Raw genomic sequence first — 16,678 nt, forward strand, 5'->3', positions numbered from 1 at the left:
GTCGTTGAGAATCAACGTTTACTGGTATCGAGGAGGATACCTTGATTTACGTTAACTCTGAACAGCTATACGATTTGTAGGTTTGATTGGCTCAGGGCCATCTCACTGATCGAAGGAAATTTTTCTCCAGGCGAGCGCGATGCACATAATCATGATCACACCTGCGAAGCCGGGCTCGAGAGCCGGCAACCGGGCCACCGCTGAGCGCTGGCAGTGGTTGCTGCAACGGGCGGGCCACCGGGTGACGGTGGTTACCGAATACGCCGGGGAGCCCTGCGACGCGTTCATCGCCCTGCACGCCTGGCGCAGCGTGGAAGCGGTTCGACGTTTCCGGTCATCCTGGCCTGAGCGGCCGCTGATCGTAGCCCTGACGGGCACCGACATCTATCGTCACCAGCGCGAGTACCCTGAGGACACGCGATACTCCATGGCGGAGGCGGACGCCCTCATCGGCCTGCACGATCGGTTGGCCGCCGACATCCCCGCCGGGTTTTCCGACAAGCTGGTAACCCTTTACCAGTCTGCTGCGGGCCCCGAGGACTTCCCGCAAGTGCAGCCTGAGGTGGCGGGTGCGGACTTCAACGTGTGCGTCATCGGGCATCTGCGGGAAGAGAAAGACTCCCTGCGGGCTGCCTGCGCATCAAGGCTGCTGCCCCCGGAGTCCCGTATTCGGGTGCTCTGCGCCGGCAAACCTCACAACGAACAGTGGCAGGCCATGGCCGAGCGGGAAATGGGGGAAAACCACCGCTTCCGCTGGCTGGGCGAGCTGGATCAGGCGCAGACCCGGCAGCTGATGGTCAACAGCAAGGTGATGGTCATCAGTTCGGTAATGGAAGGCGGCGCCAATGTGGTGTCCGAGGCGTGCCGTGCCGGTTTGCCGGTGATTGCCTCCGATATTCCGGGCAACCTTGGGTTGTTGGGAGAGGATTATCCCGGTTATTTCCCGGTGCAGAACGAACGGGCGCTGGCTGACCTGCTCAACCGCGCAGAAACCGATCCGACATTCCTTGGCAGCCTGAAAAGCGCTGTCTCCCGGCTGGCCGATCGTTTCACGCCGGAGCGGGAACAGGCCTCACTGGAGCAGGCGCTGGCTCTTGCCGTCCAGCGCCGTTCACAGCGGGCTTAATCCCGCAGGGCTATCGGTTCGATGGGCCCGGATTCATCCTGGGCCATTACGCGGCCGATAATGGCCGTGTGGGGATAACCCAGAGACCGCAGTTCCCGCACGCACGCTTCGGCCTGATCCGCCGACACACTGGCTAGAAGTCCGCCGGCGGTCTGTGGATCGAAGATCAGGGGGTACCGGGGGTGATTCACCCATTTCTCCTGATCGCGAATACCACGCCGCAACCGGATGTTGGCCGGTTGGAGCGAGCTCAGTATGCCGGCGGCCGCGGTTTCCTCCGCGCCAGGCAGAACCGGAATGGCGGAGAGATCCAGCTCGGCGTCCACGCCCGAGGGTTTGGTCATCTCCACCAGGTGACCCAGCAGGCCAAAACCGGTCACGTCGGTACAGGCTCTGGAACCGTACTTGCGAAGGCAAACGGCAGCCGCTTTATTGGACTGGACCATGGAGGCAAGAGCGGAATCAATCCACCGGCCCTTGGCGGCAAGACGGGCATGGGCAGCAAACAGGGTGCCGGTGCCAATTGGCTTGGTGAGGATGAGCGCATCACCGGGCTTCAGGCCGCCCTTGCTCATGACCTCATCAGGGTCGATCAGTCCGTTCACCGCAAACCCGAGAGCCAGCTCCTTGCCTTCGCCGGTATGCCCACCCACTAGTGCGCATCCGGCCTCATTGAGGACCTCCACCGCACCGGACATCATCTGGTACACCACGTCCTCAACCTTGGACTCGATACCGTAGGGCACGGTGGCCACCGCCGTGGCACTCTGGGCCTCCGCACCCATGGCAAACACATCACCCAGGCTGTGGTTGGCGGCCACCCGGCCGAATACGTAGGGGTCGTCGATGAAGGCGCGGAAGAAATCCACTGTGTGCACTACCGCCTTGCCGGGTGGAACCTTCAGAACAGCGGCATCATCGGGTGCATGCAGCCCTATAAGGATGTCGTCGCGCTCAATGGGCTTCAGTTCACCCAGGGCCCGGGAGAGTACCGTGCTGCCTACCTTGGCGCCGCAACCCCCGCAGCGCATGGCGACCGCCGAGATTGCCTGGGAAGCTTCCTCCGGGCTTTGGGCGGCTGCGGTATCTGGCAATGAAGACGATTCCTCCATGGGCGGAAGATCGTTGAATTTCTTCATGAAGCGGCGATCAATCCAGTCTTTCCAGCGCCACACCCAGGCGCCGTCAAAGGCAGTCTCGCCCCGGGACGCCACCGCATAACGGTCGCCTGTACTGATCAGGGCAAGCCATTTCTTCTGAGGATGGAAATCCCTTGGGGGTTTGCCGGTAGCGAGGCGCTTCAGGTTGTCGGCCAGAGGCGGCCCCTGACGAACCGCAAACACACCGGCTTTCTCGCGGGGGTGATTGATCACATTGGCGATGTCACCGGCGGCAAAAATACTGTCGTCGTTTTCTACCTGAAGGGTATCCCGCACACGCAGGAACAGACCGTCATCCAGAGCCAGCCCGGTATCCTTGAGCCATTCGGGGCCCCCGGCGCGGGTAACCCAGAGCACTTCGTCGGTTTGCAGGGTCTCACCGGATTCGGTGACCAGAACGCCCGCCTCAACCTTTGAGACAGGTGCGCCGAGGTGCAGTTTTACACCGCGCTCTGAAAGCGTACTGCGAAAAACTTCCCGTACCTTGGGGTTGTGAGTGGGCAGAATTTCGTTGGCGGCATCAAACAGGTGAAAATGCAGCTGGTCCGGGTCTTTGCCCCGTTGTTCCAGTTCTCTCCGAAGGCGGTACTGCATGGCCAGGGTAAGCTCAACGCCACCGGCTCCCGCGCCCACCACGGCGACCGTCAGCGGTCCGTCGTGATTCTCGATACGGGAAAGCAAGGCCAGCCAGCGACTGTTGAAACCGGTGATCGGCTTAACCGGGACCGCATGGTCGGCGGCACCTTCCACCTCGTTCACCCGGGGCGATGACCCGATATTGATGGAAAGTATGTCGTAGGGCACATCGGGTCGGCCACGGCAGATCACGCGCTTTCGATTCCGGTCGATACCAATGGCCTCGGCACGGTAAAACCGTGCGCCCGCGTATTCTGCAAGACGGCTCAGGTCGATATGAACGTCATCGTAGCTGTAGTGGCCGGCCACGTAGCCAGGCAACATGCCAGAGTAGGGGGTATGGGTGTCACGGCAGATGAGCGTCAGGCGCACGCCGGGTACCGGGTTCATGGCGAACCGTTTCAGTACCCCGACGTGGCTGTGCCCGCCGCCAATCAGGACAATGTCCCGTAAAACAGGCTGGTCAGGCGTTCGCATCAGATAATTTTCTTGGCTTCAACGGTAAATTGGCTGTATCCCTTCACGTTTGAGAAAGCTTTGAGCTTTTCCTGATCTTCCGCCGACGGATTGGCAATCTGATCAATGGAGGTGATGCCGGCGTCCTTCATTTTCTTGGCGGTGGCAGGGCCGATGCCTTTTACCAGGGTGAGGTCGCTCTTGTTGACCGGTTTCGCAGCCTTGGCCCCGGAGGTTTTGCTGGCAGCAGCCTTGCTGGTTTTGGCGGCCGGCTTTTTCGCGGCGGATTTGGTCGCCGGTTTCGGCTTGGCCGCGGCTTTTGCCTTGGCCGGTGCTTTGGTGCTGGTGGAAGCTTTGGCCTTCGGCTTGGCTGGTGTCTTGGCGGTTTTGGCGGGTGCCGTTTTCCGGGCGGCCGTTCTGGCCTGCTGGCTGGCTTCATCGGTGAGTTTCTTCACCTCGTCGCCAGCTTCTTTCGAAGCCACACCGAGCCGTTCAAGAATGTTGCTCTGCAATTCGTGGAATTCGTTCAGACGACGCTCGAACTCCTCGTGGAATCGCTTCATTTCCCGGTCGCGCAGCTCGTCGATTTCCTTGAGCAGCTTGCGCACGGGCTCCTGCACCTGGTTCTGCAGGCTGTCGAACTGTTTCAGGGCGTCATTCACCAGGTTTTCAATCTGTGACGACGTCTTTTCGAATTCCTTGTTCACCTTTTTGACAATCTTGTCAACGCTCTGCTTGGCTTTCTTCGCCATGGAATGTCTCCTTGCGGACAGGGTTCAACGAGTGAGCAGAATCAGGCCATTTGCCGAAAACCGGAAATGGAGCCTGAGGAACGACGTGATTTCAGGGACTGCTTTTTCGAGAGGACTTCCCGGATCCGGCGCAGTTTTTCCGATGTGGAAGAGGTACCGTTCGGATCGGACTCTACGAAATCAATGGAATAGAAAAAATTGCTACAGTGTTTCCTGCGCTCGGTGACCAGCCCGGACAGGTTTTCCGCCCGAATCTCGTCAAAGGGCATATCCATGACCAGATCCAGCAGCACCGTGTCTCCCGGATTAAACACCTTGTCGGTTTTCATCACACAACCGTAGCCGTCCAGTTCATACAGGGCCGCTTCCACTGTTTCCTTCCGGAACAGTCCCTGCTTTACCCGAAAGCGGGCGACCAGGTCTGGTAATGCTTCGTTCATGAATTCTGTTTCTCTGATGATGTCCGTATCCACTGCAACCTGCCCATTGGGAGGACAGGCTGGATATTGGTTAAACAATAGACACGGACTTTCGCTTTTGCAACGCCGTCAGTGCCATACCGCCGACCCCTCACGCAGTTTTTCAGATGCCTGCCGGGCGGATCGCGTTATTTCGTCTTGAGTTCGTACATATCAACCCGACGATCTTTCAGGTTGGTGACAGAACCCTCGTTTCGAACCAGTTTGAGTTTCTCAAGGTCCATATCCGAGAACATGATCATCTCGGTATTGGGTGTGGTTTCCGCCATTACCGCATCGTGCGGGAAGGCAAAATCCGACGGCGAGAAGACGGACGACTGCGCGTACTGTACGTCGAGGTTCTCGACCTTGGGCAGGTTGCCAACACTGCCGGTGATGACCACGTAGCATTCGTTCTCGATGGCCCGGGCCTGGGCGCAGTGGCGAACCCGCAGATAACCGTTCTTGGTATCCGTCCAGAACGGCACCATGATCACATCCACGTCCTGGCTGGCGGCAATCCGGCCCAGTTCCGGAAACTCGATGTCGTAGCAGATCATGATGGCCACCCGGCCGGCGTCGGTGTCGAACACCTGGAAATGGTTGCCGCCTTCGATAACCCAGTCTCGACGCTCGTGGGGCGTGATGTGAATCTTGCGCTGCTCGTCCACGCGGCCATCGCGATGGCACAGGTAGGAAACGTTGTATACCCGGTCGTTCTCGATCAGGGGCATCGAGCCGGTGATGATGTTGATGTTGTAGCTGACCGCCATCTCCGACATTTCTTCCCGGAACTGCTGGGTAAAGCCCGCCAGGAATCGAATTGCCCGGGTCTGGTCGAGCTGGTCGGTCAGGCCCATCAGCGGCGCGTTGAAAAACTCCGGGAACAGGGCGAAGTCGCTCTTGTAATCAGACAGCGCATCCACGAAGTACTCGACCTGTTTGAGTACCTCTTCCACGGACGTGAATTCCCGCATCTGCCACTGAACGGCGCCCAGGCGCACCTGGGTTTTCTTGACGCTGAGCACGGGAGAGGGCGGCGTGTACAGGATATTCCGCCATTCCAGCAACGTGGCGTAACCGAGGGATTTCTCATCTTCCGGCAGGTACTTGTGCATCAGCCGGGTAACCTGGAAATCGTTCGAGAGCTGGAAGCTCAGGATCGGGTCGTAGATTTCCTTGCGGTCCACCCGCTGGATGTACTCCGCCGGGGTGTACTGATCGGCGTACTTGAAGTAGTTGGGGATTCGACCGCCGGCCAGAATGGCGCGCAGATTCATGGAGCGGCACAGCTCTTTGCGGGCCTCGTAAAGGCGACGGCCGAGGCGATAACCCCGGTATTCCGGGTGGATGAAGACATCCAGGCCGTAAAGGGAGTCGCCGTTGGCGTTGTGCCAGATCTTCTCGTTACGCAGGATCAGATCGTCGTAGGTGTGGGGGTTACTGAAGCGCTCGTATTTCACACACACAGTAAGCGCCACAGCCACAAGCTGGCCGCTCTCCTCAATACAGATCTGACCGTCGGGGAACTGCTCTACCAGAGCCTTGATGGTGTCCTTGGGCCAGGCTCCACCGATGTCGTCGTACACGCGGTCCATCAGTACCTGAAGCTGTTCGTAGTCGTCGAGCCTGAGATTTCGCAGGTTGAGGTGCAGTTCTTCGTGCGCCATTCAGTTCGGCTCCCGTCGGTTTTGTGAGAAGAGGACAAAAGGCTGAAACCCGCCAATACTTAAGAAGTTTAACAGAAGCCGCTAAAGACTTCGCATCACGGGCCGAAACAGATATTGATTAATATCAGGAAATATTCCAGAGGACACGACTGTGCAAATGACATTCGGGCAAAAGCTCCTGACCGCCTTCGGTATCCTGCTGTTGCTGGTAATGGGTGCTTTCACACTCTCCGGTGATCTTCGCCTGCAGAACACCACCGAAACCTATGTAGAAGCGTTGATCGACGACACTGTGCAGCAGAGTACGTCCAGTATTGCGCAGTGGCTCAATACCCGGCTGAAAATGACGGAAGCAACCGCCACGGCGCTGGAGCAGGCCGAAAATGATGAGCAGGCCCGAGTGATCCTGCAGGCCATGACCACCGGCGGCGGTTTCCGGGATGTCTACGTGGGCCGCACGGATGGCTACATGCTGATGAAGTCACCGGAGGCCAACGCAACGCTGCCGGCAGACTACGATCCGAGAAAACGGCCCTGGTACCAGAAAGCCATGGCGCTGGGCAGTGCTTCTTTCACCGAGCCTTATCAGGACGCCAGTACCGGCGACATGATCATCTCCACTCTGGCACCCGTGAAGCGTGGCGAGTACGAAGGTGTGGCAGGAGCCGATATCGGCCTGGGTGCCATTGCCAAGACCCTGTCAACGGTGACCCTGGCGGAAACCGGCTACGCGGCGCTGATCAACGGCGAGGGCACAGTGCTGTTCCATCCCCGGCAGGAGCTGGTGGGCAAGAACATTGCCCAGCTGATTGGCGGGCAGCCAAATCTGGACGGCAGTGAACACGAGTATGCCTCCGACGACGGGCAGTGGGAGGCGAGCTTTCATTCCATCAGTGACGCACGGGGTGTGGAATGGTACCTCGGCACCTTCGTGAACGCCGACAAGATCAACGCTCCGGTGCAAAGCGCCCGATTGACCGGCCTGGTGATGGCCGTGATCGGTCTGATCGTGTCACTGGTACTCCTGCATCTGGGCATCAAGGTGCTGATGGCTCCGGTGCGCCGTCTGAACGGCGCCATGGCTGACATCGGCAGCGGCGACGCCGATCTGACCCAGCGCCTGGATGCCAGCGCCAGCGATGAATTCGGCCAGTTGGCGCGCAGCTTCAACCAGTTCGTCGAGAATATCCAGACGGTGGTGCGCGATGTGCAGCAGGGCAGCGCCGAGCTGGGCGAGAATGTGGTGTCCCTTCGCGAGACCGCGAGCAGCAGCCGTTCCAGTGTGGAGAGCCAGCAGGCTGAAATTGACATGGTAGCGACGGCAATCAACGAAATGTCCGCTGCTGCGGGCGAGATAGCCCAGAACGCCCAGCAGACCGCCGATGCAGCCAATACGGCGGACGAGGACAGCCGGGCCTCCCTGGAGACTGTCGCCGCTTCCCGCGATGCCGTGCAAAAGCTGTCCCAGGAGGTCAACGCGGCCGCTGAGGTCATCGACACCCTGGGCCGGGACGTCACGTCTATAACTTCCGTTCTCGAAGTCATTCAGGGAATCGCCGAGCAGACCAACCTGCTGGCCCTGAACGCTGCGATAGAGGCGGCCCGGGCAGGAGAAGCAGGCCGTGGCTTTGCGGTGGTGGCCGACGAGGTACGCAACCTCGCCCAGCGCACCCAGTCCAGCACTGAAGAGATCAACAACATGATCGAGCGCCTGCAGAAGGGCGCCAACGATGCGGTTGAAGTCATGAAAGCGTCAACGGCAGTCTCCAACGTCAGCATGGAGAAAGCCCAGGACGCCATGGACGCTCTCAACCGAATTGCCGAGGCTATCAGCTCCATCAGCCAGATGACCTCGCAGATCGCGACGGCATCCGAGGAACAGACCTCGGTGACCGAGGAGCTCAACGCCTCGATTACCCGCATTGCCGACCAGGGACAGGAAGCCGCAGCGGCTGCCAGCGAGAACGATGTCTACAGCGGACAGATTGAACGGATCGGCACAGCCCTGAACCAGAACGCATCCAGATTCCGGGTCTGAAGCAAACGCGTCAGCGACTGAGGATGTCCAGGCGCCGCCGGAGGTTGCTGAACGTCTGGCGGCTCACGTAGCGAGACTCTTCGCTGAGGTAGGGGTTGTCGAGGGTAATGACGGTGCGCCGGTCCAGACCGAGGGCCGCCACCGCTGCGCCATAGTAGTTCCGGAGAAATTCCGCGAAACTGCCGTCGTGAATGGCACGCTCCATACCCAGTTGCAGGCGATGAGCGGTGAGTTGATCACCCGGCGCTACAAACAGGTAAGAGGGCATGGGGTAGGCGAGAAGGAGGTTAGGCTCGATCACCAGGTCGGGGTCTTTTTCCACTTCCAGATCGTAAAGAACCTCGCTGACCCCTCGGGCAAAGCATTCAAACCGATGGTTGCGCAGCATCCCGAACAGGATTTCGTATCGGGAGTGCGTGATCACCGGAATGCCGTTGGATTCGAGGATGGGGGTGTCTGGCCAGTGGGACCCTTGGCCGATACGGATGTTACTGGCGCGAAGGTCTTCCAGGTTGTGTATGCCTTCGAACTTCGGAAGGGACTCGGGCAGCACAACGCATACCCTGAAACCGAGCAGACCACCATCAACCGGTATGGGCACGGCGGTGAGAAAGCTCTCCCGCTCCTCCGTGGTTGCCACATTGGCGATATCCACCAGCCGTGACTGGTGGTCCGCAAGTTCCCTGAGGGCTCGACCCTGGCTCAGCTCCTCGCTGCGAATCAGTGTGAAATCCCCGTATTCCGGAGTCTTCCCCAAAGCGAGTTTCACCAGGGCACGGATAGCGGGGCTGTCGTAATTACGGTACCAGAGCACGTATTCCCGGGTGGCCGGTAGTGCGCTTTTCCCGGTGTCCGGCTCCAGCTTCGCTGCGCTGGCCAGTGGGGCCATGACAAGGCAGGCGATCAGGATGGCCAGGATGTGAGCCAGTTTCAGGGCCACGACGCGGAGGGCGCGACAGAAAAAATAGGTGTCCAAATCAGAAATCCTTTCTTAATCCGGGAAAGCCCGTTCCTGGCAGGGGCAGCGTACAGGCACCATTCACTCTAGAACAGATACCCCGAAATAAATCGGACAGATTCCAAAAAAATTGTAAAAGATTCTTGCGACGCTGAATCCGCGTTGTAATGATCGGCTTCCACTCTTCACCTTACCACCTAACCGGATGACAGTTATGGCGTTCATTGACAACCTCATCGGTGCGACTGGCCAGTGGGTGGCCAGCACTGACCCCAAGGCCACACTGGCGAGCCCTCTGGCCTGGCTGAAGAAAACGGGCGGGTACGCAGCAGTGAACCGCATCATCGGATTTTCCATCCCGTTCGCACCACGTAATGGTTTTTCAGTGGAGGAGGTCCAGCCGGGCTACGTGCGGGCGAAAATACGATTGAAGGGCAACAAGAACCACTTCGGCAGCCTGTACGCTGGCGCCTATTTCCTGGTTGCGGAAATACCCGGTGGGGTGCTTACGCTGTTTGATCTCGGGCCGGCCTACGTTCCCATCCTCAAGGAAATGACGCTGCAGTTCCTGCAGCCTGCCAATTCCGATGTAACGGTGGAGTTTCGCCTGCCTCCGGAAACCGTGGCGCAAATCCTGGCGGACGCCGACGCCACGGGCAGGGCGAAATTCGTGCTGGAAGGCAAGCTGGTTGATGCGGAGGGCAACCACGTGGCCACTTCCATCGCCCATTACCGGGTGCGCAAGAAAGGCTTCCAGGCCGCGGACTGAACGTCAGGCCGGGTCGAGGCCCGCGATGGTTTCGAGGAATACCTCGCCGTATTTTTCAAGCTTGGCGGCACCCACTCCGCTCACTTCCGCCAGCTCATCCAGGGTTCTGGGCCGGCGCTCCAGCATGTCGAACAGGGTGGTGTCGTGGAAAATAACGTAGGGAGGGACCCCCTGCTTGTCCGCCAGCGCTTTCCGGCACGCCCGCAGCGCATCCCAGCCTGCCTGATCGGTAATCTGGTCCCGGACCGGGGCGCTGGCACGGCCGCCTGGGGCTCGTGCCGGGGCTTTTTTGACCACCGGGTCCTTGCGCAATTCGATGGTCTGCTGGCCTTTCAGCAATGGTCGGCATTGCTCGGTGAGCTGGAGGGCCCCGTAGCCGTCAGGATCGGCGCGCAGGTAACCGTTTGCCACCAGCTGACGAAACACCGATTTCCATTCATTGGCGCTGAGTTCCGTGCCGATGCCGTAGGTCGATACCTGATGATGACCGGACTGGAGAATCCGCTCGTTTTCGGAGCCCCGAAGCACGTCGATCAAGTAGGTCACACCAAAGCGCTGGCCGGTCCTGAAAACGCAGGAGAGCGCCTTCTGGACCGCCACCGTGCCATCCCAGGTTTCCGGCGGGTTCAGGCAGGTGTCGCAGTTCCCACAGGGCTCGTCGAGCTGGTCGCCAAAATACCGCAACAGCACTTGCCGGCGGCAACTTGTTACCTCGCACAACCCGAGCATGGCGTCCAGCTTCTGGCGTTCCACCCGTTTGAACTGATCGTTCCCCTGGGAGCTTTCCAGCATCTGCCGAAGCTTGATCACGTCCTGCAGGCCATACACCATCCAGGCGGTGGAGGGCTTGCCATCCCGCCCGGCGCGACCGGTTTCCTGATAATAGGCTTCAAGGCTCTTGGGCAGGTCCAGATGGGCCACGAAGCGCACGTCGGGCTTATCGATGCCCATGCCAAAGGCAATGGTGGCAACGATGATCACCCCGTCTTCCCGCAGGAAGCGCTCCTGATGCCGGGCCCGCTCCTCAGCCGAAAGACCCGCGTGGTAGGGCAGAGCGGTATAGCCTTTCTGGGCCAGGGCTTTTGCGGTGGCGTCGACCTTGTTCCGCGACAGGCAGTAGACAATGCCGCAGTCACCCTCATGCTCCGCATTAATAAAATCGAGTAACTGCTTGTTGGCATTGGTTTTCGGAGAAATCCGATATTGAATGTTCGGTCGGTCGAAGCCGCTGATGAAGTGCCGGGCCGATGTCAGAGACAGGCGTTCGGCGATTTCTTTCCGGGTCCGCTCATCGGCCGTCGCCGTCAGGGCGATTCTCGGCACATCCGGAAAGGCGTCGGCGAGCAGGCTCAGTTGCAGGTAGTCGGAGCGGAAATCGTGCCCCCACTGGGACACACAGTGGGCTTCGTCGATGGCAAACAGGGCGATGGACGCGTTGTGCAGCAGCTCGATGGTCCGTGGCTGGATAAGCCGTTCCGGAGCACAGTAGAGCAGGTCCAGCTCGCCGGTCATCAGGGCGTATTCGGTGGCCCGTGCCTGCTCGAAATCCATGGTGGAATTCAGGAAGGCTGCCCGCACGCCCAGTTCATTCAGAGCCGCCACCTGGTCCTGCATCAGGGCGATGAGCGGGGATATGACAATCGCAGTACCCGGGCGCACCAGCGCCGGCACCTGATAACACAGGGATTTGCCACCGCCGGTCGGCATCAGCACCAGGGCATCGCGACCCGCCACTACTTCGCGCACAATGTCGCCCTGCAGGGGCCTGAAGGTCTCATAACCGAAGACCTCATGCAGCACCTGCTCCGGATCCCTGCCGGATGTCGTTGGGCGTTCCGTCGATAGCTGGTCGTAATCCTGGTGGTAGTCCTGGTGTGAATGCATAAACTAACCGGTTCGTCGGCGCCGGGCTCTTGGTGTGCCGGGCCTTTTGAATATAGGAGCCTGATAGGTGCTGGCCGGGATTGCGCCCTCGGGCGCGGCGCAAATGATACCAGAAGCGGCCGCCTCCGTGCGATTGACTGGCGTGTACGGTGAAGGGTGACAGTACCGGAAAGCCGAACCGCAGATGGAGGCAAAGCAGTGGAAGAAACGCTACAATACCGCGGTTTCAAACCTCCGTTTCACGCCATACCGTGACAGACACAGATAATAACAGGGCTTACATGCAGGAATTTGATGCCATCCGTCCCTATTCGGACGAAGAAACCGGCGCTGCAATTCACCGCCTGGTCAACGACCGGGAATTTCTGGACATGATCGGCCGATTCAAATCACCCACCCTGGCTCGGTGGGCGCCTGCGGTGCTCCGGGTAATGACCCGGCGCTGGCTGTTGAGCCATTTTGGCCACTACACCCGGGTGGACGATCTACAGGCCGGGCTTTCCGGCTACGTTGGCGAACTGGTTGAGAACACCACATCCCGGGTCACCGCCAGCGGCCTGGAGAACCTCAGCAAGCAGCATGCACATCTGTTCATCTGTAACCATCGGGACATCGTCTTTGATCCCATGGTGGTGAACTACCTGCTGTTCCAGAACGGCTTTCACACCACGCGCATCGCCATTGGCGACAACCTGCTGGCCAACCGCGTGTTTGCTGAAATGATGCGCCTGAACAAAAGTTTTGTGGTTCGTCGTAGCATGACCAGTCCACGGGAAATGAGGGATGCCTACATAACCCTGTCGGGGTTCATCAACCATAGCATCGATACCAACCACAGCATCTGGATTGCCCAGCGGGAAGGGCGCGCCAAAGACGGGTTGGACTACACAGATCCCGCCATCGTCAAGATGTTCTACATGAGTCGCAAGAAGAGCGGTCTGGGTTTCGACGAGGCCATGAACCGCCTGCATATCGTTCCAGTGTCCATTGCCTACGAGTATGACCCTTGTGACGCCGACAAGGCCAAGGAACTGGAAACCCGTGCCCGTACCGGCCAGTACATCAAGCGCGAAGGCGAGGACACCGAACAGATCATGAAGGGGCTGACGGGCTTCAAGGGGCACGTGCACGTGCACTTTGGAGCGCCGATCCACGACGCGCCGGACAACCCCAAGGACCTGGCCGCCCGGATTGATCGGGAGATTCACTCGAATTACCACCTCCATGCTTCCAACCTCGTGTGCTACGAGCGCCGGGGTCTGCACCCGCAGGCCCACTCAACGCCCGAGACCGTGAGCGATGCAGTGGTTACGGCAGAGACCTGGTCGCCGGCCGAGATGGAAGCCGCCGAAGCAGAAATGGAGCGTCGTCTGGAAGCGTGTGAGCCGGCTATCAGGCCCTATCTGCTGGACATGTACGCCAATCCCGTGGTGACCGCCCTGGAGGCGAATGCCGAGCAACACGGGTAACACAACCGTTCGTTATCAGACCGACCACCAGAACAAGGGGTATTCCGTGCAGGACCTTGAAACCATCGAAATTGAAACGGGAGATCAGCCCACCGCCGCCGTTATCTGGCTTCATGGCCTGGGCGCCAGTGGTCACGACTTTGAGCCGGTGGTGCCAGAGCTGGGGTTGCCGGCAGACGCCCGGGTGCGCTTCATTTTCCCCCACGCCCCGGAGCTGCCGGTCACGATCAATGGCGGCATGACCATGCCTGCCTGGTACGACATCAAGGCCATGGATATAGACCGGGTGGTGGACACCGAGCAATTGCGGGCGTCAGCCGAGGCGGTAGGCAAGTTGGTGCAGCAGGAAATCGAACGTGGCATCCCGGCCAGGAACATCATCATCGCGGGATTTTCCCAGGGTGGCGCCGTGGCTTACGAGCTGGGCCTGAGCTACCCGGAACGGCTTGGCGGTATTCTGGCGCTGTCCACCTACTTTGCCACCGCCGATTCGGTGCAGCGATCAGAGGCCAACGCGGAGATTCCGATCAGCGTCTATCACGGCACCTTCGACCCCATCGTACCCGAAGCCCTCGGTGTCCGTAGCGTCGAAACCCTGAAGGGCATGGGTTACGATCCTTCCTACCAGACCTTTCCCATGGAGCACAGCGTGTGCCTGGAAGAGGTGGTGGACATTGGCCGCTTCATTCGCCGTCACGTGCTCTGAGGCAGACGGGACACTAACCTACACCCAGAGCATGGCGCCCATCTCCAGGGGATGGGTGAGCGCCTCGTGATAAGGGTACATTCTTAGCCGCAGCGTCTGCAGACCGGGAAAGGGCGGTGGTATCCGGGTGGCGAACACGGTTCGTCCGCCCGACTCGCTTTCCATGTCAAGCAGGAAGCTGCCGGGGCCGGGTTCGCTGTGAGTTCCGGTGCACTCCGGGCTCACCAGGCACTCCACCCGCACATCGCCAGCACCCAGCCCGTTCAGGAAGGCCTCCACCCGCAGTTCGACAGCCTCATCGTTGGCGCATCTGGCCTGTACGCAGCCCAGAATGTTCAACTCCACACCTGGCCAGGCGTCACGGACACGGGCTTTCCAGTCGGCCAGTGCCACCGCCATCTTGCCGTTATCCGCCGCCATTTGCGCGCCCTGCGTGGCGGCCGGATGGTAGAAGTCGGTGACATAATCCATCACCATGCGTTGGGCGTTGAAACGCGGAGTGATAGAGATCATGGACGCCTTTGAACGCTTGACCCAGGCCCGGGAATAGCCCTGCGAGGCGCCCTCGTAATACAGCGGCACCACCTCAAATTCCAGCAGGTCGAGCAGGTCCCGGGCCTCCTCCTGGTTCCTGAATTCCGGATCCAGGCCCGTATCCCGTGGCACGATACCCCAGCCGTTTTTGCCGTCGTAGCCCTCGCCCCACCAGCCATCCAGCACACTCAGGTTGAGGGCGCCATTCAGGGCGGCTTTCTCGCCCGAGGTACCACTGGCTTCCTTGGGATATTCCGGGGTATTCAGCCACACATCCACCCCGGCCAGCAGCCGGCGAGCCATGGCCTGGTCGTAGTCTTCAAGAAGAATCAGATGGCCCATGAGCGCCGGGTGCATGGACAGATCGTGGATCACCTTGATCAGTTGCTGCCCCGGCTTGTCTTTGGGGTGGGCCTTGCCTGCAAAGACCAACACCACCGGTCGGTCCGCGTCAGTCAGAATCCGCTCCAGCCGCTCCAGATCGGAGAAAATCAGCGTCGCCCGCTTGTAGGTCGCGAAGCGTCGGGCGAACCCGATCACCAGGGTATCCGTGTGCACCGAGGCCAGTTGGCGGGTCATTCGTTCGGTCACCGAATGGCCGATGCCGTTGCGCTTATGCTGCCGCTTGAGACGCCGAACGATGTAGTCGGTCATCTGCTGCTTAAGTGCTTTGTGCACACTCCAGTAGTGGTAATCCGGGATCTGTTCAATAAACTGCCAGTAATCGGGATTACGCAACTCGCTTTTCCAGGTCGGCGCCTGGATGTCGAACAGGCTTGCCCATTCCGGCGCGAGAAACGTGGGCACATGAACACCGTTGGTTATGTAACCCAGCGGGTTCTCTTCCGGCGGAATCTGGGGCCAGATGTCGCCTTCCATCTGCGAAGCAACCCTCCCGTGAATCCGGCTTACTCCGTTATGAAAACGCGACCCGCGCAGGCCGAGACTGGTCATGTTGAAGCTGTCACCAGCGTTCTTGGCACCCAGCGCGAACACCTCGCTGAAGTCCAGTCCCGCCTGTTCGAGGTAGGGCCCCAGGGCATGCTCGAGCAGATCTCTCGGGAAAATGTCGTGACCGGCAGGAACCGGGGTGTGGGTGGTAAACAGGGTGGCCGCCGCCACCGCCTCCAAGGCGCCGCGGAACCCCAGCCCGGTTTCCATGGCCTGTCGACAGCGCTCGAGAATCTGAAACGCCGCATGTCCCTCGTTGATGTGCCAGACGGTCGGTTTCAGGCCCAGAGCCTCCAGCACCCGGGTGCCGCCAATTCCGAGCAACATTTCCTGACTGATGCGGGTGGACTCGTCACCGCCGTAGAGTTGAAGGGTCAGCTCCCGGTCCTCCGGGCTGTTTTCGTCGGTGTGGCTGTCCAGCAGATACAGGCGGATGTGACCAATCCGTGCCTCCCAGACCCGTGCGTACACCAGTCGGCCGGGGAAGGGCACGGATACCTTCAATGGTGTGCCCTCGTGTTCAACGGGCACAATGGGCAGCTCGTCGCTGGCGTGGGAGCGGTAACGGGCAATCTGATGGCCGTGGGCGTCGATGGTCTGGATGAAGTACCCCTGCTGGTACAGCAATCCCACGGCCACGAACGGCAAGGCAAGGTCGCTGGCTGCTTTGCAATGGTCACCGGCAAGAATTCCGAGGCCGCCGGAATAGATCGGAAAGCTCTCGTGAAAGCCGAATTCCGCGCAGAAATAGGCCACCAGTTCCCGGTCCGGGTCCAGGCGCTCGGTGACTTCGGGCCCCGGACCCGCCTCCAGATAGGCATCGTAGGTGCTGAGCACCCGCCGATACTCTGCGAGAAAAGCGCGATCCTCGGCGGCCTCGTCCAGACGCTCCTGGGCCACGCGACGAAGAAACAGCTTGGGGTTGTGCTCCACTTTTTCCCAGAGGCGCATATCCATCCGAACAAACAGGCTGCGCACGCCGTGGTCCCAGCTGTAGAATAGATCGTTTGCGAGTTCTTCAAGCCGCGCCAGGGCCTCGGGAATACGGGGGTTAGCTTCCAGTCGGAACTCCGTTGCCTTTTTCATGGTGTCAGCCTCCGGGCGGGCAAGT

Annotated in this window: 12 protein-coding genes; 5 read left to right on the forward strand and 7 right to left on the reverse strand. The window is 59.9% G+C overall.

The window, feature by feature from the left end:
* Positions 1–151: 151 nt before the first annotated feature.
* Positions 152–1,126, forward strand: a complete 975-nt coding sequence (gene senB, locus ACFC20_RS13440; RefSeq protein WP_375193464.1) for a selenoneine biosynthesis selenosugar synthase SenB — start codon at positions 152–154, stop codon at positions 1,124–1,126.
* On the opposite strand, the gene selD is transcribed toward senB, so the two are convergent.
* The 4 genes from selD to ACFC20_RS13460 form a co-directional block, all read right to left on the reverse strand.
* Entirely contained in the window at positions 1,123–3,399 is a 2,277-nt protein-coding gene (selD, locus tag ACFC20_RS13445) for a selenide, water dikinase SelD (RefSeq protein ID WP_375193465.1), read from the reverse strand. The genes senB and selD overlap by 4 nt on opposite strands.
* A complete protein-coding gene (locus ACFC20_RS13450; protein ID WP_375193466.1) occupies positions 3,399–4,130 on the reverse strand; it encodes a helix-hairpin-helix domain-containing protein in 732 nt (243 codons plus the stop codon). Before ACFC20_RS13450 ends, selD begins: the two co-directional genes overlap by 1 nt.
* Before the next feature lie 41 nt (positions 4,131–4,171).
* Positions 4,172–4,570: a hypothetical protein gene (locus tag ACFC20_RS13455; protein WP_375193467.1), complete on the reverse strand. Its 399-nt coding sequence runs from the start codon at positions 4,568–4,570 to the stop codon at positions 4,172–4,174.
* A 167-nt stretch (positions 4,571–4,737) separates the two neighbouring features.
* Positions 4,738–6,258: a carbon-nitrogen hydrolase family protein gene (locus ACFC20_RS13460; protein WP_091985295.1), complete on the reverse strand. Its 1,521-nt coding sequence runs from the start codon at positions 6,256–6,258 to the stop codon at positions 4,738–4,740.
* 151 nt (positions 6,259–6,409) lie between these two features.
* Here ACFC20_RS13460 and ACFC20_RS13465 point away from each other — a divergent pair, with 151 nt between their 5' ends.
* On the forward strand, positions 6,410–8,296 hold the full coding sequence (locus ACFC20_RS13465) for a methyl-accepting chemotaxis protein (RefSeq protein ID WP_375193468.1): 1,887 nt from the start codon (positions 6,410–6,412) through the stop codon (positions 8,294–8,296).
* 10 nt (positions 8,297–8,306) lie between these two features.
* Here the strand turns inward: ACFC20_RS13465 and ACFC20_RS13470 are convergent, their stop codons facing one another.
* Entirely contained in the window at positions 8,307–9,185 is an 879-nt protein-coding gene (locus ACFC20_RS13470; RefSeq protein WP_375193481.1) for a hypothetical protein, read from the reverse strand.
* Between the two features lie 283 nt (positions 9,186–9,468).
* On the opposite strand from ACFC20_RS13470, the gene ACFC20_RS13475 reads away from it, so the two are divergent.
* Positions 9,469–10,023 carry a PaaI family thioesterase gene (locus ACFC20_RS13475; protein WP_375193469.1) on the forward strand — a complete coding sequence of 185 codons (555 nt, stop codon included), beginning with the start codon at positions 9,469–9,471 and terminating at the stop codon, positions 10,021–10,023.
* 3 nt (positions 10,024–10,026) lie between these two features.
* Here the strand turns inward: ACFC20_RS13475 and recQ are convergent, their stop codons facing one another.
* Positions 10,027–11,907, reverse strand: coding sequence for a DNA helicase RecQ (gene recQ / locus ACFC20_RS13480; RefSeq protein ID WP_375193470.1), 1,881 nt, complete (start codon positions 11,905–11,907; stop codon positions 10,027–10,029).
* Positions 11,908–12,188: 281 nt separating this feature from the next.
* Between recQ and ACFC20_RS13485 the strand changes: the two genes are divergently transcribed.
* Both ACFC20_RS13485 and ACFC20_RS13490 read left to right on the forward strand, forming a co-directional pair.
* Positions 12,189–13,376, forward strand: coding sequence for a 1-acyl-sn-glycerol-3-phosphate acyltransferase (locus ACFC20_RS13485; RefSeq protein WP_375193471.1), 1,188 nt, complete (start codon positions 12,189–12,191; stop codon positions 13,374–13,376).
* Positions 13,377–13,422: 46 nt separating this feature from the next.
* The gene (locus tag ACFC20_RS13490; RefSeq protein ID WP_375193482.1) at positions 13,423–14,082 is read left to right on the forward strand and encodes an alpha/beta hydrolase; all 660 of its coding nucleotides are present in this window, start codon (positions 13,423–13,425) and stop codon (positions 14,080–14,082) included.
* An 18-nt stretch (positions 14,083–14,100) separates the two neighbouring features.
* On the opposite strand, the gene glgP is transcribed toward ACFC20_RS13490, so the two are convergent.
* Complete coding sequence (gene glgP, locus ACFC20_RS13495; RefSeq protein ID WP_375193472.1) at positions 14,101–16,653, reverse strand: alpha-glucan family phosphorylase; 2,553 nt, start codon at positions 16,651–16,653, stop codon at positions 14,101–14,103.
* Between the last annotated feature and the right edge of the window lie 25 nt (positions 16,654–16,678).

Source organism: Marinobacter sp., from assembly GCF_041984545.1.
GTDB lineage: Bacteria > Pseudomonadota > Gammaproteobacteria > Pseudomonadales > Oleiphilaceae > Marinobacter.

Excerpts from the sequence above, each read along its gene's own strand:
- senB (WP_375193464.1), top strand. The coding sequence starts at position 152 with ATGATCACACCTGCGAAGCCGGGCTCGAGAGCCGGCAACCGGGCCACC.
- selD (WP_375193465.1), bottom strand. The coding sequence starts at position 3,399 with ATGCGAACGCCTGACCAGCCTGTTTTACGGGACATTGTCCTGATTGGC.
- ACFC20_RS13470 (WP_375193481.1), bottom strand. The coding sequence starts at position 9,185 with ATGGCCCCACTGGCCAGCGCAGCGAAGCTGGAGCCGGACACCGGGAAA.
- ACFC20_RS13450 (WP_375193466.1), bottom strand. The coding sequence starts at position 4,130 with ATGGCGAAGAAAGCCAAGCAGAGCGTTGACAAGATTGTCAAAAAGGTG.
- ACFC20_RS13475 (WP_375193469.1), top strand. The coding sequence starts at position 9,469 with ATGGCGTTCATTGACAACCTCATCGGTGCGACTGGCCAGTGGGTGGCC.
- ACFC20_RS13460 (WP_091985295.1), bottom strand. The coding sequence starts at position 6,258 with ATGGCGCACGAAGAACTGCACCTCAACCTGCGAAATCTCAGGCTCGAC.
- recQ (WP_375193470.1), bottom strand. The coding sequence starts at position 11,907 with ATGCATTCACACCAGGACTACCACCAGGATTACGACCAGCTATCGACG.
- ACFC20_RS13485 (WP_375193471.1), top strand. The coding sequence starts at position 12,189 with ATGCAGGAATTTGATGCCATCCGTCCCTATTCGGACGAAGAAACCGGC.
- ACFC20_RS13455 (WP_375193467.1), bottom strand. The coding sequence starts at position 4,570 with ATGAACGAAGCATTACCAGACCTGGTCGCCCGCTTTCGGGTAAAGCAG.
- glgP (WP_375193472.1), bottom strand. The coding sequence starts at position 16,653 with ATGAAAAAGGCAACGGAGTTCCGACTGGAAGCTAACCCCCGTATTCCC.